Origin of the sequence: Ureibacillus thermosphaericus (assembly GCF_002370195.2) — a bacterium.
Lineage (GTDB): Bacteria > Bacillota > Bacilli > Bacillales_A > Planococcaceae > Ureibacillus > Ureibacillus thermosphaericus.
In genome coordinates this window covers 1156824-1172580 of record NZ_AP018335.1, presented here as the reverse complement: position 1 = coordinate 1172580, position 15757 = coordinate 1156824, and the positions used below count along the sequence as shown (strand labels likewise).

22 protein-coding genes are annotated in these 15757 nt (G+C 39.9%); 9 read left to right on the top strand and 13 right to left on the bottom strand.

What is annotated here, in order from left to right; genetic code table 11:
• Positions 1–14: 14 nt before the first annotated feature.
• From UtA1_RS05690 to UtA1_RS05630, 12 genes are all read right to left on the bottom strand, one after another.
• Positions 15–512: a manganese efflux pump MntP gene (locus tag UtA1_RS05690; RefSeq protein WP_016837253.1), complete on the bottom strand. Its 498-nt coding sequence runs from the start codon at positions 510–512 to the stop codon at positions 15–17.
• 270 nt (positions 513–782) lie between these two features.
• A complete protein-coding gene (locus UtA1_RS05685) occupies positions 783–1832 on the bottom strand; it encodes an L-threonylcarbamoyladenylate synthase (RefSeq protein WP_096550327.1) in 1050 nt (349 codons plus the stop codon).
• 155 nt (positions 1833–1987) lie between these two features.
• Entirely contained in the window at positions 1988–2581 is a 594-nt protein-coding gene (locus UtA1_RS05680; protein ID WP_096550326.1) for a stage II sporulation protein R, read from the bottom strand.
• A gap of 45 nt (positions 2582–2626) precedes the next feature.
• Complete coding sequence (prmC, locus tag UtA1_RS05675; RefSeq protein ID WP_172597831.1) at positions 2627–3490, bottom strand: peptide chain release factor N(5)-glutamine methyltransferase; 864 nt, start codon at positions 3488–3490, stop codon at positions 2627–2629.
• On the bottom strand, positions 3477–4553 hold the full coding sequence (gene prfA / locus UtA1_RS05670; protein ID WP_096550324.1) for a peptide chain release factor 1: 1077 nt from the start codon (positions 4551–4553) through the stop codon (positions 3477–3479). The genes prmC and prfA overlap by 14 nt, the downstream gene beginning before the upstream one ends.
• Before the next feature lie 1144 nt (positions 4554–5697).
• Positions 5698–6270: a thymidine kinase gene (locus UtA1_RS05660; protein ID WP_096550323.1), complete on the bottom strand. Its 573-nt coding sequence runs from the start codon at positions 6268–6270 to the stop codon at positions 5698–5700.
• Between the two features lie 89 nt (positions 6271–6359).
• A complete protein-coding gene (gene rpmE / locus UtA1_RS05655; RefSeq protein ID WP_016837259.1) occupies positions 6360–6560 on the bottom strand; it encodes a 50S ribosomal protein L31 in 201 nt (66 codons plus the stop codon).
• Positions 6561–6746: 186 nt separating this feature from the next.
• Positions 6747–8024, bottom strand: coding sequence for a transcription termination factor Rho (rho, locus tag UtA1_RS05650; RefSeq protein WP_016837260.1), 1278 nt, complete (start codon positions 8022–8024; stop codon positions 6747–6749).
• Positions 8025–8150: 126 nt separating this feature from the next.
• Positions 8151–9113: a class II fructose-bisphosphatase gene (glpX, locus tag UtA1_RS05645; RefSeq protein ID WP_096550322.1), complete on the bottom strand. Its 963-nt coding sequence runs from the start codon at positions 9111–9113 to the stop codon at positions 8151–8153.
• 180 nt (positions 9114–9293) lie between these two features.
• A complete protein-coding gene (locus tag UtA1_RS05640) occupies positions 9294–10580 on the bottom strand; it encodes a UDP-N-acetylglucosamine 1-carboxyvinyltransferase (RefSeq protein ID WP_096550321.1) in 1287 nt (428 codons plus the stop codon).
• Positions 10581–10771: 191 nt separating this feature from the next.
• Entirely contained in the window at positions 10772–11422 is a 651-nt protein-coding gene (fsa, locus tag UtA1_RS05635) for a fructose-6-phosphate aldolase (protein ID WP_096550320.1), read from the bottom strand.
• Between the two features lie 147 nt (positions 11423–11569).
• Positions 11570–12427 carry a class II fructose-bisphosphate aldolase gene (locus UtA1_RS05630; protein WP_016837264.1) on the bottom strand — a complete coding sequence of 286 codons (858 nt, stop codon included), beginning with the start codon at positions 12425–12427 and terminating at the stop codon, positions 11570–11572.
• Between the two features lie 206 nt (positions 12428–12633).
• Between UtA1_RS05630 and UtA1_RS05625 the strand changes: the two genes are divergently transcribed.
• Genes UtA1_RS05625 through UtA1_RS05595 form a run of 8 tightly spaced genes read left to right on the top strand, consistent with a single transcriptional unit; the run spans position 12634 to position 14758 of the window.
• On the top strand, positions 12634–12900 hold the full coding sequence (locus tag UtA1_RS05625) for a hypothetical protein (RefSeq protein ID WP_096550319.1): 267 nt from the start codon (positions 12634–12636) through the stop codon (positions 12898–12900).
• On the top strand, positions 12890–13192 hold the full coding sequence (locus tag UtA1_RS05620; protein WP_126434426.1) for a hypothetical protein: 303 nt from the start codon (positions 12890–12892) through the stop codon (positions 13190–13192). The genes UtA1_RS05625 and UtA1_RS05620 overlap by 11 nt, the downstream gene beginning before the upstream one ends.
• Positions 13182–13316: a hypothetical protein gene (locus UtA1_RS17795; RefSeq protein ID WP_269471058.1), complete on the top strand. Its 135-nt coding sequence runs from the start codon at positions 13182–13184 to the stop codon at positions 13314–13316. The genes UtA1_RS05620 and UtA1_RS17795 overlap by 11 nt, the downstream gene beginning before the upstream one ends.
• Complete coding sequence (locus tag UtA1_RS05615) at positions 13306–13608, top strand: hypothetical protein (RefSeq protein ID WP_126434424.1); 303 nt, start codon at positions 13306–13308, stop codon at positions 13606–13608. Before UtA1_RS17795 ends, UtA1_RS05615 begins: the two co-directional genes overlap by 11 nt.
• On the top strand, positions 13598–13816 hold the full coding sequence (locus UtA1_RS05610; protein WP_126434422.1) for a hypothetical protein: 219 nt from the start codon (positions 13598–13600) through the stop codon (positions 13814–13816). Before UtA1_RS05615 ends, UtA1_RS05610 begins: the two co-directional genes overlap by 11 nt.
• Positions 13806–14066: a hypothetical protein gene (locus UtA1_RS05605; RefSeq protein WP_126434420.1), complete on the top strand. Its 261-nt coding sequence runs from the start codon at positions 13806–13808 to the stop codon at positions 14064–14066. Before UtA1_RS05610 ends, UtA1_RS05605 begins: the two co-directional genes overlap by 11 nt.
• Positions 14056–14316, top strand: coding sequence for a hypothetical protein (locus UtA1_RS05600; protein ID WP_126434418.1), 261 nt, complete (start codon positions 14056–14058; stop codon positions 14314–14316). The genes UtA1_RS05605 and UtA1_RS05600 overlap by 11 nt, the downstream gene beginning before the upstream one ends.
• Complete coding sequence (locus UtA1_RS05595; protein WP_126434416.1) at positions 14306–14758, top strand: hypothetical protein; 453 nt, start codon at positions 14306–14308, stop codon at positions 14756–14758. Before UtA1_RS05600 ends, UtA1_RS05595 begins: the two co-directional genes overlap by 11 nt.
• On the opposite strand, the gene UtA1_RS05590 is transcribed toward UtA1_RS05595, so the two are convergent.
• Positions 14674–15051, bottom strand: a complete 378-nt coding sequence (locus UtA1_RS05590; RefSeq protein WP_096550318.1) for a response regulator — start codon at positions 15049–15051, stop codon at positions 14674–14676. The genes UtA1_RS05595 and UtA1_RS05590 overlap by 85 nt on opposite strands.
• A 169-nt stretch (positions 15052–15220) precedes the next feature.
• Between UtA1_RS05590 and UtA1_RS05585 the strand changes: the two genes are divergently transcribed.
• Positions 15221–15751 (top strand): DUF2529 family protein, encoded by a 531-nt coding sequence (locus UtA1_RS05585; protein ID WP_016837267.1) that lies wholly within the window; start codon positions 15221–15223, stop codon positions 15749–15751.
• Positions 15752–15757 lie beyond the last annotated feature (6 nt).

Genomic DNA, 15757 nt, shown 5'->3' with positions numbered 1-15757 from the left:
CTCACTCTTCCTTATTACTGATCCCATAATGTATATACACTTATTGTAATCAAAGATAAGCCCGCAATCCATTTAAATGGCGTACCTTTAAATAAAATGCCAGCTTTTGCTATATGTAATGCTATATATGATAGGATAAAAGTCCATATTCCTGCACTTAGTATAAAGTAATACTTTTGTAAGTTAAGCATACCAAAAGAAATGCTCACTGAAAAGGTGTCTAAACTTGCTGTAATGGCTAATAATCCAATCGGAAGAGTGCGATGTCCATTTTTTGAGGATAAAATAATTTGTAATCCGATAAAAAATAAAAGAATGCTAGATACAATATTGGACCATTGCATAAAAATCTGAAGCATCCAATTTCCTAAAGTAAATCCGATGACTGGAAAAATCATATGAAGAATGGCTGTCCACATAGAAAGTAAAAAACGGCTTTTTACATCTGTAATTAATAAATAGAGTGCTACCACATCCAGCGACACAATAAGACCCGAAAAAATTTCTTGCAATCAGCGTCCTCTTTTCTCCCAGAAAGATTTATACCATCTTATGAATTAGAAGACACAAATATTAAGGAGGGCTGTCCAGAAAGTCGAACACTTTCTGAACAGCCTTACTTCTTATAGTAATATTCTCTTAAAAACTTTGATCCTGCGGTGGTCACATCAAACGCGCCTACTCGTCGTAATTTATCTGCGGCGAAAGCTCTAGCGACAGCCGCAAAGGGGGACGTCTTGAAATGATTTTTCAGACGCCCCCTTCTATGATTGTCTCATTTTTCAAGTAGTGGTGTTAGGTGTGCCATACCATTTTCCTCCAGCAGCTTTGTGGAGGCGATTCATAATTGCTGCGCCAACTCCTTCAGTTGTAGTGGTTGTTGCTAATATGATTGAAGCATCTGTTTTATCACACGCGCGGAGATCGTCGTATAATTTCGCCGCCATTTGCTCTTTATCTTCCTCTTCACCATACGGGAAAAAATAGTCCGCTGTTGTTGATGAAAACTTAGATGGAGCAAGGAGAGCCACTTTATGTCCTTCTCGTTTCAATTCGTCAATGGCTCGTTCGATTCGCTCTCGATTATTTTCAATTAAATAAACAGGTGCATCTGGGGCATAATGGGTATACTTCATGCCAGGAGCTTTCGGAGTGGATTCAAGTTGCTGTTCTTTTGGAGTCGGTTCAATAACTTCACCGATTTCCTTCTCTATCATCTCCTTCGTTACACCACCTGGACGTAAAATAACTGGTGGATTTACCGTTACATCTATTACCGTTGATTCAATACCGATTCCTGTAGTGCCACCGTCCAAAATTAATGGGATTCGTCCTTGTAAATCTTCATAAACGTGCTCTGCTTTTGTAGGACTCGGCTTTCCGCTGCGGTTTGCACTAGGAGCTGCTACCGGTTTTTTCAACATTCTAAGCAAAGTCAATGCCACTTCATGATCTGGCATGCGAAGTCCAACCGTTGATAAGCCGGCTGTCACGCTTTTAGCAAGTACGTCTTTTTTTGCTTTCATAATTAAAGTGAGGGGACCAGGCCAAAAACGTTCCATTAAAGTTTTTGCCTTTTCTGGAATCTCTTCCACAAAATCCGTCACTTCTTCAATCGTTCCAATATGTACAATGAGGGGATTATCGGATGGACGCCCTTTTGCTTCATAAATTTTTTTCACAGCTTCATCGTTTGTTGCCACTGCTCCAAGGCCGTATACGGTTTCAGTTGGAAAAGCAACAACTTCCCCTTGATTTAATAAATCCACAGCTTGTGAATAAATTTTTTCTTTGTCCACGTTTTTATCCACAGTTAGTTGGATTGTTTCCATGTATGTCATCTCCTGAAAAACTGAATTTCTGAAATATTATCCACATTTTGTGGATAGTTTTGTGCAAAATGTGTATAACTTTTCTGAAAATAGTGGAAAACTATGTCGAAATTTTTCTATTGGGTACCCAAAATCAAACTCGTATGTGTATAACTTTAAGCAAACAACCTTTTTAGCCATTCCCACACAATGAAACGAACTTCTTTTTGCTCTTCTTCTTGTTTCACTTCTTCTTTTTCGCTTGGACGTTCGCACAAATTAGAGAAAATACTGCACCAGAAGTTGTCCCCGCGTCCTGCACCAATCGTTAATACTAATGTATCGTAATACGCTTGTGGATAAAAAGTATTCCCTTCGATTTTTGGTGGCGTTAAATGTTCACCGATATTAATTTTTACATCGTATTGTGAATAATTTTGCTGAACATATGTGGCTAATTTTGCGAAAGCTTCATCATTATCCACATTGTTATATTCATTGTGTAAAATTTCTGCAAAGATTGGCTGCAGGTTTGCAACCATCTCATTTTTTAATTGTTGATCGGCCTTTGTGTTGCTGTTTGCAATGACGCGGATTTTTAATGAATCATCTAGCATGTTTTCTCGAGCTTCATAGAATTTTTCTACCATATCTGGAACCATTAATAGAAAACAATATACAGCTAAACTAGAAGCAATTAATTTTAAAATACTGATTATCGGCTGAATTGGGTCTTTTTCATTTCTTATAATCTCGTAATCATTTAACATAATTCAATCCCTCCCTGCCATCATAATGGACAGGAAGGAAGATTTTTATACATCGATTATACAAAAAACAAATCTATTTTTTTTATTAATATCTTTTACTATTTCTACTTTAGCTTGCGGAAAACTTGATTTTAAAAGATTTGCCACCGCTTCTCCTTGTCTGTATCCGATTTCTACTCCCACCAAAGCTCGTTTATTTAATAAGTTTGGTAGTGATTGAGCTAATCGCTTGTAAAACTCGAGCCCATTATCCTTTGCAAAGAGCGCAAGATGCGGTTCGTGATCCAATACAACATCAGACATTTCTTCTGCTTCTTGATAGGCAATGTATGGTGGATTCGATAAAATCACATCCCATTTTTCATTTGCGATTGGTTCTGTTAAATCGCCTAAGCGAAAATCAATAGCTGCCTGTAAATTTTCTGCATTGCTTTTAGCAGTATTAAGGGCTGACTCTGAAATATCCGTAGCTGTCACTTTTGCGTTTGGCCATTCAAGCTTCATCGTAATCGCAATGATGCCGCTGCCTGTACCGATGTCTGCAATGTTTAGTTCCTCATTTTCACCGAAAAGTTGTTTCATGCGGTCAATGGCTCCGACAATCAATTCTTCCGTTTCAGGACGTGGAATTAATACAGATTCATCTACATGAAAGGTTCTTCCATAAAATTCTTCTATCCCCGTAATATATTGAACCGGTCTCCCATTCGCATGTTGCTCCACCATTTGTTGGTATTGTTCCAGCTTTTGTTGTGGCATTTCTTCGTGCATGCGCATCATGAGCCCTGAGTAATTTGTTTCGTATAAATATTGCAATAAAATTCTTGCAGCATTTTCGTCACGACCATGTTTCGTTAAAAAAGAAGAAGCCCAATGGAGGGCCTCAAACACAGTATTATGCTTCTTCATTTAGCTGAGCTAGTTTGGAAGCTTGTTCGTCCATGATGAGTGCATCAATGATTTCATCAAGCTTCCCTTCCATTACTTGATCTAGTTTTTGAATGGTTAAACCGATACGATGGTCAGTGACGCGGTTTTGTGGATAGTTGTACGTGCGAATGCGCTCTGAACGGTCTCCTGTTCCGACGGCAGATTTTCTTGCTGCATCTAATTCTTGTTGCTTTTCTCGGTTGTATAAATCTGCTACTCGCGCACGAAGAATTCTTAACGCTTTTTCACGGTTTTTAATTTGGGAGCGTTCATCTTGCATAGAAACGACAATCCCAGTTGGAATATGCGTCATACGAACAGCAGACATTGTTGTGTTAACGGATTGTCCGCCTGCTCCGGATGATGCGAAAGTATCAACGCGGATATCTTTTTCATGGATTTCTACTTCCACTTCTTCCACTTCCGGCAGAACGGCAACAGTTGCTGTAGATGTATGAATACGACCTTGGGATTCTGTTTGTGGTACCCGTTGTACGCGGTGGGCACCGTTTTCGAATTTAAATTTCGAATAAGCGCCATGACCATTAATCATAAAGATAATTTCTTTATATCCACCACTTGGGCTTGGAGAAGCTTCCATCACTTCTACTTTCCATCCTTGAGATTCAGCGTAACGAGTATACATGCGGAATAAGTCCCCAGCAAAAATGTTTGCTTCATCCCCACCAGCTGCTCCGCGAATTTCCATAATAACGTTTTTGTCATCATTCGGGTCTTTAGGAATTAGCAGAATTTTTAATTGCTGTTCAAGGTCTTCGATTTTCCCTTTTAAATTGTTGAACTCTTCTTTCACCAGTTCATGCATCTCTGGATCGAGTTTTTCTTCAAGCATTTCTCTTGCTTCTTCTAATTCAGCCTTTGTTTTTTTATATTCTCTGTATACTTCAACCGTTTCTTGTATGTCTGATTGTTCTTTTGAGTATTGGCGAAGTTTTTTGGCATCGTTTACGATGTCAGGATCGCTGAGTAATTCGTTTAATTTTTCGTAGCGATCTTCCACTGCTTGCAGTTTATCAAACATGTAGTTCACCTCTATTTTTGTTAGGTTTATATGAAAGAGTGTTGTGCTTTGTAATTTCTTAGACTTTATTAGTATAAAGAAAATGCAAGTGATGTGCTACTAGTTCATCAATTTTTGGAAAGTGATACTTTCTTGTGCAAATGGATGCAATGCCTGGGTAATTGGTGCTTGCTCATGAGAATAGGAAATTCCCACTTGTACGGATTAATCCTCTGCTCGTGAGGATAGCACTACCACTTGTGTGGATAACTCCCTTGCTCGTGCGGATGAATCCTCGGCTTGCGCGGATAGCACTACCACTTGTGTGGATAACACCCTCGCTCGTGCGGATACATTCCCACTAGTGTGGATAGCACCCTTGCTCGTGCGGATGAATCCTCGGCTTGTGTGGATAGCACCCTCGCTAGTGCGGATGAATCCTCGGCTTGTGTGGATAGCACCCTCGCTCGTGAGGATACATTCCCACTTGTGTGGATAACACCCTCGCTCGTGCGGATGAATCCTCGGCTTGTGTGGATAGCACCCCTGCTCGTGCGGATGAATCCTCGGCTTGTGTGGATAGCACCCTCGCTCGTGAGGATACATTCCCACTTGTGTGGATAACACTCTCGCTCGTGCGGATGAATCCTCGGCTTGTGTGGATAATACTCTAGCTTGTGCAGATAGATCCTTGGCTTGCGCGGATAGCACTACCACTTGTGTGGATAGCACCCTCGCTCGTGAGGATACATTCCCACTTGTGTGGATAACACCCTCGCTCGTGCGGATGAATCCTCGGCTTGCGCGGATAGCACTCCACTTGTGTGGATAGCACCCTTGCTCGTGCGGATGAATCCTCGGCTTGTGTGGATAATACTCCAGCTTGTGCAGATAGATCCTTGGCTTGCGCGGATAGCACTCCACTTGTGTGGATAGCACCCCTGCTCGTGCGGATGAATCCTCGGCTTGTGTGGATAACACTCTCGCTCGTGCGGATGAATCCTCGGCTTGTGTGGATAATACTCCAGCTTGTGCAGATAGATCCTTGGCTTGCGCGGATAGCACTCCACTTGTGTGGATAGCACCCTCGCTCGTGAGGATAGTACCACTGCTTGTGAAGTACTACCTTATCTCGGTTAACACCCTAACATCATTGCGTAGTTAATCACAATGGCGGATTGGCATGGCATTTACGGCAGACAGGATAATATGTATCATTACCACCAATTTGTATTTGTTCACCAACGTAAATCGGTTTTCCATTTTCATCAATCCGCAAATTCATCGTTGCTTTTTTATGGCAGAACCAACAAATGGTTTTCATTTCTTCAATTTTATCCGCGTAAATTAACATATATTTGCTACCTTCAAACAACTCATTTTGAAAGTCGTTTTTTAAACCGAAGCCCATCACCGGAATATCTAATACATCCACAATTTTCGTTAATTGTAATACATGTTCCTTCTTTAAAAATTGCACTTCATCAACAAGGATGCAAAACAATTTTTCTGGATGGCTTTTCACGATTTCAAAAATGTTTGTATCGTCAAAAATAGGAATAGCTTTTCTGCGTAATCCAATGCGACTTGAAACGTATCCGACTTCATCCCGATTATCGATTCCAGACGTAAACATTAATACCGGTTTATTCTGCTCTTCATAATTATGTGCAACTTTTAAAATTTCAATTGATTTTCCGCTGTTCATTGCACCATATTTAAAAAATAGTTGAGCCATCGTTCTCCCTCTTTTTTTACTACTTGGTGGTATGTAGAAATACTATCAAAAAAATGCCTGCCATTTTGTTGGCAGGCATTTTATGCTTCCTATTTGAGACCGTATTTTTTGTTGAAACGATCCACACGACCATCAGCAGCCGCGAATTTTTGACGTCCAGTGTAGAATGGGTGACATTCGTTGCAAACCTCAACGCGAATGTCAGCTTTCACTGAACCTGTTTGGAATGTGTTACCACATGAGCAAGTAACTGTTGCAGTGTAGTACTCTGGATGAATTCCTTGTTTCATATTCGTTTACTCCTCCCGCCCTGAACCATTCTGGAACAGAGTTATTTATCGTACTGTGCCTTACGTAACCCGAATATGCCAGTTACATATGCACACGTTACATACTCGACTATATTATCATACTACTTTTGAATATTCAAGGTAAAGTATAAATGAATTTAAAATAGAAATCAAAGGATTAATCCTTTATAAAAGACCTCTACCTTTTGCTTTTTTCATTTCTTCGTTTAAAATTTCAAAAAACTCTTCGTTAGATTCTGTTGAACGAAGTTTTTTCAAGAAACGTTCTGTAAAGTCTGGAGCATCGGTAAAGGTTTTTCGAATTGCCCATAGTTTATCTAATTGCTCTTGCGGAATTAACAATTCTTCTTTCCTTGTGCCGGATCGACGAATATCGAGCGCCGGGAAAATTCGGCGTTCTGCAAGATTACGATCTAAATGCAACTCCAAGTTACCTGTCCCTTTAAACTCCTCGTAAATTACTTCGTCCATACGTGACCCCGTATCGATTAAAGCAGTCGCTAATATTGTTAAACTGCCGCCCTCTTCAATATTTCGCGCTGACCCAAAGAAGCGTTTTGGTCGATGGAATGCCGCAGGGTCAATACCACCGGATAATGTTCTTCCACTTGGCGGAATAACTAAGTTGTAAGCGCGTGCAAGTCTTGTGATAGAATCCATTAAAATAATCACATCTCGCTTATGTTCAACGAGGCGACGTGCACGTTCCAATACTAATTCTGCAACTTTCACATGGTTTTCTGGTAATTCATCAAATGTCGAACTAACGACATCTGCTTTAACAGAGCGTTCAATATCAGTTACTTCTTCTGGACGTTCATCAATTAATAAAACAATTAGTTCAGCTTGCGGATAGTTTGTAGTGATAGCATTAGCAATTTCTTTTAACAATGTAGTTTTACCAGCTTTTGGTGGCGCCACAATTAATCCTCGTTGTCCAAATCCAACGGGAGCAACTAAATCCATTATTCTTGTCGATAATTTATCAGGTGTTGTTTCGAGTTTGATTTGCCGATTAGGGTAGAGTGGAGTTAGAGCTGGGAAGTGAACGCGTTCTTTCGCAATTTCCGGGTCTTCTCCGTTAACCGCGTCTACTTGAAGTAATCCGTAATATCGTTCGTTTTCCTTTGGTGGGCGTACTTTACCAGAAACTTTATCACCATTTCGAAGGTCAAAACGGCGAATTTGAGATGCAGAAATATAAATGTCTTCTTTGGAAGGTGAATAGTTAATCGGTCGCAGGAAGCCAAACCCTTCAGAATTGACAATTTCTAATATCCCTTCCATAAAGAAGTATCCTTCTTGTTCTGAACGAGATTTTAATATGGCAAATATCAATTCTTTTTTTGTTAATTTGCTATAATAAGAAATCTTATATTCCCTTGCGAGATTATATAATTCTTTCAATGTCATGTTTTCTAATTGAGCAATCGTAAGAGTCATAACATTACTCCAGTCTTTATAAATTTTTAATGTCTATGGAAAATTACTAGTGGATTTAGAAGGTAGAAGATGTCTGATGCATATTTTTAATATACTATCAGACATCTTAATATGGGAAGAATTTATTTATTTTTCGTAATTTGGCTTTTTAATCATATTGTGGCGACCTTCAATGAAACGAACTGTACCTGTTTTTGCACGCATAACAAGGGAGTTTGTTAAACAATATTCCCCTTTATACTGAACGCCTCTTAATAGTTCACTATCTGTCACTGCTGTTGCAGCAAAAATAGCATCATCACCTTTTACAAGGTCATCCAAGTATAATACTTTCGAAACATCGATTCCCATGCTGATGCATCGTTTTAATTCTTCATCGTTTTGTGGGACTAATCGCCCTTGGAAATCTCCGCCTAAACATTTTAATGCTACAGCGGATATCACGCCTTCTGGTGCTCCTCCAGTACCGAACATGATGTCGATACCCGTTTCATCGAATGCTGTGCTAATTGCAGCACTCACGTCACCATCTTGAATGAATTTAATGCGGGCTCCAGCAGCACGAATTTCATCTACGATATGTTGGTGGCGAGGTCTATCAAGTAAAATTGCAACGACGTCAGAAATTGATTTATTTTTTGCTTCTGCCACTGCTCTTAAATTATCTGTAACAGAAGCGTTTATGTCAACTTTTCCTCGGCTTTCAGGACCAACCGCAATTTTTTCCATATACATATCCGGCGCATTTAATAAATTTCCGCGGTCCGCAATAGCAACAACCGTAATCGCACCATTTCCACCTTTAGCAACAATGTTTGTTCCTTCTAAAGGGTCTACGGCAATATCCACTTCTGGACCACCATTGCGAAGGCCTAGTTCTTCACCAATATACAGCATTGGTGCTTCATCCATTTCACCTTCACCAATCACAACTCTACCGTGCATAGGGATTGTATCAAACAAAGCACGCATTGCTGAAGTAGCTGCTTGATCTGCTTCATTTTTCAGACCGCGCCCCATCCATTTGGCGGATGCAATTGCTGCTGCTTCAGTGACGCGAACTATTTCCATCGTTAAACTACGTTCCATTATTTTATTTTCCTCCTGCTACAAGTACGAAAACTTCCATATACCATTGTACCATAATTGTAAACTGCCCACCACCTAGTATGGAGTGTGGGCATTTAACCTTTACTTGTATCAACATTTACGAGAAAATTCGTCTCTCCCCTAGGCCAACAATTACATTTTTCTGGTGAGAGACTTCTTTTAAATTTTCTCAACTCTTTCAACAGTGTTTACCGTTATTGATTCTTTGCGTATATTTGCTCCGAGACTGCGCAATTTCTCAATAAAATTACTGTATCCTCTTTCAATATGATAAATATCTCGGATTTCTGTTTCTCCTTCTGCTAATAAAGCAGCCAGCACTAAAGCTGCACCTGCTCGAAGATCTGTTGCAGTCACCTTTGAACCGTGCAATTTTGTTGGTCCTTGAATGATTGCCGTATTTCCTTCTACTCGAACATTTGCGTTCATTCGTCTTAATTCATCAATATGTTTAAAACGAGAAGTATAAATGGTTTCCGTTATTTTTGAGGCACCGATTGCTTGTGTCATCAATACAGAGAGTGGTTGCTGAACATCAGTGGGAAATCCTGGATATACAAGGGTTTTTACGTCTACCGCTTGCAATTCATCCGATTTTGGAATAAAGATGCTCTCTTCTCCTTCTTCCACTCTTACTCCCATTTCACGCAATTTTGCTGTTACCGCTTCTAAATGGAGCGGAATGATGTTATCAATTGTGACTCCATCTCCTAACGCAGCCGCCATAATCATATAAGTGGCTGCTTCAATACGGTCTGGAATAATTACATGCTTCGTACCATGAAGTTCATCGACACCTTCAATACGAATGACACTTGTTCCAGCTCCTTTAATGTTTGCACCCATGTTCGTCAAAAGTGTGGCAACATCAATAATTTCTGGTTCTTTCGCAGCATTCTCGATAATCGTTCTGCCTTTCGCTCGAACAGCTGCAAGCATAATGTTAATCGTCGCACCAACGCTCGCAACGTCCAAATAAATTTTCGTACCAATTAATTCTTCTGCTCTTAAATAAATTGCGCCGTGTTCATTTGTCACTTTCGCCCCTAATGCTTCAAATCCTTTTATATGTTGATCGATTGGGCGCGGTCCTAAAAAGCATCCTCCAGGAAGACCGATGACAGCTTTTTTAAACCGACCTAGCATCGCTCCCATGAGGTAATAGGAGGCACGAAGTTTTTTCACATTGCCATTTGGTAATGGAATCAGCGTCATATTTGTAGGATCAATCGTCATTTGTCCATTTTCGAAAATAACTTCTCCACCTATTTCCTCAAGTAGAGCTTTCAACGTGAAAGCATCTGAAATTTCGGGAATCCCACCGATTGTCACCGGAGAATTAGCTAGGATTGACGCGGGTATTAACGCAACGGCACTATTTTTGGCTCCACTGACTTTGACTGTTCCTTTAAGACGATTTCCTCCAATAATTTTATATACATCCATAAGCGTTCTCCCTCGTGATTGGAAAGTTTCCTTTATTATGGTCTTTTTTCCGCTTAACTACGCATTTTTAAAATAAATTCATTTGTAATATTTAGTTTATTTCTACATCACAAAAAGTGAGATAACAATTTTGTCTTTTCTTTATTCTTTTCTGATAATGGAACAAACTAAACTACATCCTGGGAATTATATTATTTATTACTACGTTTTTCCCAGTCAGCTAAAAATGCTTCAATTCCTTTATCCGTTAATGGATGATGAAACAGTTGTTTTAGCACTTTAAATGGCACTGTGGCAATATCCGCACCAGCTAAAGCAGCCTCTACTACATGTTGCGGATGGCGAATGGACGCAGCAATGATTTCCGTTTCAATTTGATGCATATTAAAGATTTCTGCAATTTGCGCCACTAGTTGTACACCATTTTGTCCGATATCATCTAATCGACCTAAGAAGGGAGATACGTATGTGGCACCAGCACGAGCAGCTAGAAGGGCTTGGTTGGCACTAAATATTAAAGTGACATTTGTTTTGATGCCTTTTTCTGAAAAATATTTACATGCTTTTAATCCTTCTGGTGTCATCGGTAATTTCACTGTAATATTCGGAGCAATTTTTGATAATTCTAGTCCTTCTTTAATCATTCCTTCTGCATCTAGCGAAATCACTTCTCCACTAACAGATCCGTCAACGAGTTCCGCTATTTCACGTAGTCTGTCATGGAAAGAGATTCCTTCTTCTTTTGCAACTAATGAAGGATTCGTCGTTACTCCTGAAAGAATCCCCCAAGAGTGCGCTTCTTTTATTTCATCGAAGTTCGCTGTATCAATAAAAAATTTCATGATAGCCCTCCCCAATTTCATTAAAAATGAAGAGAAGGTCGTACGCTCGACACTTCTCCTTGTATTGTTTTCGAAGTGATATTTTTGTTATTAAAAACTATACTAGACACTTATTGTTAAAAAATAAACGATTATTTTGAACTATTTTTATGCTTTGTTTGAGCTTCCAAATTCACGAATTTTTCCGATTACTGTTTCTTTAATTGCTTCACGAGCTGGACCTAAGTATTTTCGTGGGTCATAAAGGTTCGCATCTTTTTCTAGAATTTCACGAACAACTCTTGTTGCTGCAATTTGGTTTTCAGTATTTACGTTAATTTTTGCTGTACCTAATGAAATTGCACGTTGAATATCTTTTGTTGGGATTCCAGTTCCGCCGTGAAGTACGAGTGGAAGGCCTGTTAATTGAGAAATTTCCTCCATCTCTTTGAAGCCAAGTTTTGGTTCGCCTTTATACGGACCATGAACAGAACCAAGTGCTGGAGCTAAGCAATCAATGTCAGTCAACTCCGCTAATTGTTTACATTCTTGCGGATCAGCATAAATAATCCCTTCTCCAACGACATCATCTTCTTGTCCGCCTACGATACCAAGTTCCGCTTCTACAGAAACACCTTTTGAGTGTGCATATTCAACAACTTTTTTTGTAATTTCTACGTTTTCTTCAAATGGTTTGTGGGATGCATCAATCATAACAGAAGTGAAGCCAGCATCTACTGCCTCTTTACATTTTTCAAAGCTGGAGCCGTGGTCTAAGTGGATGGCAACAGGAACTGTAATGTTGTAGCTTTCCATTAAGCCTTTCACCATGTGTACAACAGCAACGAATCCGCCCATATATTTTCCGGCACCTTCAGAAACGCCAAGAATTACCGGTGATTTTTCTTCTTCGGCAGCTTGTAAAATGGCTTGTGTAAATTCTAAGTTGTTAATATTAAATTGACCAACCGCATATTTTCCTTCTTTCGCTTTAATCAACATTTCTTTCATCGATACTAATGGCATTATACAAATCCTCCTCAGGATGGTTAATTTAATAATGATTTCCGTTTTAATAGTACCAAAATCAACTTTCCCCCACAAGTAGTGAGCAAATGTTGTGGAACGCTTGAGTCCTTACTCGGGCGGGTACTTCTTATGTGGATGGATTCTTACTGGAGAGGGTACTTCTTTGGCTTGTTCGGATGAATCCTTATTCAGGGGGTGCTTCTTTGGCTTGTGCAGATGCAACTTTTGCTCTTGCGAATGCGCCCTATTCTTGTGCAGATAGAACCTTAACTCGTGTGGATGCAACCTATTCTTGTGCAGATAGAACCTTAACTCGTGTAGATGCAACCTATTCTTGTGCAGATAGAACCTTAACTCGTGCGAATGCGCCCTACTCTCATGCAGATACAACCTTAACTCGTGTGGATGCAACCTATTCTTGTGCAGATAGAACCTTAACTCGTGTGGATATACCCTGTCTTGAGAGATAATCCCCTGACTCGTGCGAATGCGTCCTGCTCTCGTGCAGATACAACCTTAACTCGTGTGGATGCAACCTATTCTTGTGCAGATACAACCTTAACTCGTGCGAATGCGTCCTACTCTCGTGCAGATAGAACCTTATCTCGTGCGAATGCGTCCTACTCTTGTGCAGATACAACCTTAACTCGTGTGGATGCAACCTATTCTTGTGCAGATAGAACCTTAACTCGTGTAGATGCAACCTATTCTTGTGCAGATAGAACCTTAACTCGTGTGGATATACCCTGTCTTGAGAGATAATCCCCTGACTCGTGCGAATGCGTCCTACTCTTGTGCAGATACAACCTTAACTCGTGTGGATGCAACCTATTCTTGTGCAGATAGAACCTTAACTCGTGTGGATATACCCTGTCTTGAGAGATAATCCCCTGACTCGTGCGAATGCGTCCTGCTCTCGTGCAGATAGAACCTTAACTCGTGTAGATGCAACCTATTCTTGTGCAGATAGAACCTTAACTCGTGTGGATGCAACCTATTCTTGTGCAGATAGAACCTTAACTCGTGTAGATGCAACCTATTCTTGTGCAGATAGAACCTTAACTCGTGTGGATGCAACCTATTCTTGTGCAGATAGAACCTTAACTCGTGCGAATGCGCCCTACTCTCATGCAGATACAACCTTAACTCGTGTGGATATACCCTGTCTTGAGAGATAATCCCCTGACTCGTGCGAATGCGCCCTGCTCTCGTGCAGATAGAACCTTAACTCGTGCGAATGCGTCCTACTCTTGTGCAGATAGAACCTTAACTCGTGCGAATGCGTCCTACTCTTGTGCAGATACAACCTTAACTCGTGTGGATGCAACCTATTCTTGTGCAGATAGAACCTTAACTCGTGTGGATATACCCTGTCTTGAGAGATAATCCCCTGACTCGTGCGAATGCGTCCTGCTCTCGTGCAGATAGAACCTTAACTCGTGCGAATGCGTCCTACTCTTGTGCAGATAGAACCTTAACTCGTGTAGATGCAACCTATTCTTGTGCAGATAGAACCTTAACTCGTGTAGATGCAACCTATTCTTGTGCAGATAGAACCTTAACTCGTGTGGATGCAACCTATTCTTGTGCAGATAGAACCTTAACTCGTGTGGATATACCCTGTCTTGAGAGATAATCCCCTGACTCGTGCGAATGCGTCCTACTCTTGTGCAGATACAACCTTAACTCGTGTGGATGCAACCTATTCTTGTGCAGATAGAACCTTAACTCGTGCGAATGCGCCCTACTCTCATGCAGATACAACCTTAACTCGTGTAGATGCACCCTATTCTTGTGCAGATAGAACCTTAACTCGTGTAGATGCACCCTATTCTTGTGCAGATAGAACCTTAACTCGTGTGGATATACCCTGTCTTGAGAGATAATCCCCTGACTCGTGCGAATGCGCCCTACTCTCGTGCAGATACAACCTTAACTCGTGTAGATGCACCCTATTCTTGTGCAGATAGAACCTTAACTCGTGTAGATGCAACCTATTCTTGTGCAGATACAACCTTAACTCGTGTAGATGCAACCTATTCTTGTGCAGATAGAACCTTAACTCGTGCGAATGCGTCCTACTCTCGTGCAGATACAACCTTAACTCGTGTGGATGCAACCTATTCTTGTGCAGATAGAACCCTAGCATGTGTGTCTACACTTATTCTTCATCCCAATTATAATGAATCTTTTCTTCTACGATTACCTGAAAAAATAACCGTCCCAAAACTTGGAACGGCCATTTATTCGGATAAAACTTTCTTTCTATTTATCATCTTAATCACAGCATCTTTTAATTCAAAAATATTAAAGGGTTTCGTAAAATAATAGTCAGCTCCATAACAATTAGCTTGTTCCATCATTTCAGCTTCTTCACATGCGGACATGATAAATACTGGCATTTCAGGGTACAAAGTTTTCATTTTCCTTAGTATCTCTTTTCCATCAATTCCTGGTAATTTCATATCAAGAAGGACACCGTCCATTCTCGAATTTTCTATTAATTGAAGTGCTTCAGGCCCATTTGATGCTAAATACGTTTTCATCCCTTCCCTTTTGAAAATCTCGTCGAGCAACATTCTGATTCCTCTTTGATCGTCCACAATCAATATTTTTTTCACAGTCTTTTCCCCTTAAAACATTTTTTCCCCTACCCTTCCTTTTCCCTTAATTTTATTATAATAAACATGAATTTTACTTTGATATATAAAAAATTTACATACTTCCATCACAATTATGTAATTTTGCATTTCAAAGAGTAGAAAATTATAATTGGTTTGAGGTGGAAATATGTCAAAAATACTCGCTACACAATTAAATGGTTTATATCAAAAAATTGTTCAAAACGAAGAGGATGCAATTGAACAAACTGCCCGCCTTCTCGCACAAGCCAGTGTCGGTGAAGGGAGTGTTTACTTTGCTTGTTTTGATGAACTGCAAGGAATTGAATCCTACGCTTTATCTAACAAAGAACAACCATTTTTAAATCTCGTAAAATGGTCACCTGATGTTGAAATTCGTGAAACTGATCGAGTTTTAATATTTGCAAAAAGTTGTCAAGATAAAGAAGCCCTTCAACTTGCGAAGAAATTATATGAACAATTTATCCCTTTTGCAGCAGTAGCAAGCGAAGTTCCAAGCAATGATAATGAGTTAAGCGATCTTGCTTATACTTATATATCGATGCATGTTCGAGGTGGATTAATTCCCCATCCTACGAATTTAGGCGAACGGGTTGTTATTCCTCACCTACATGCTGGTCTCTTTATTTATGAAGCAATTAAACTTGCTTATGATGAAATGTTAGAAGATGAAATATAATCTTTG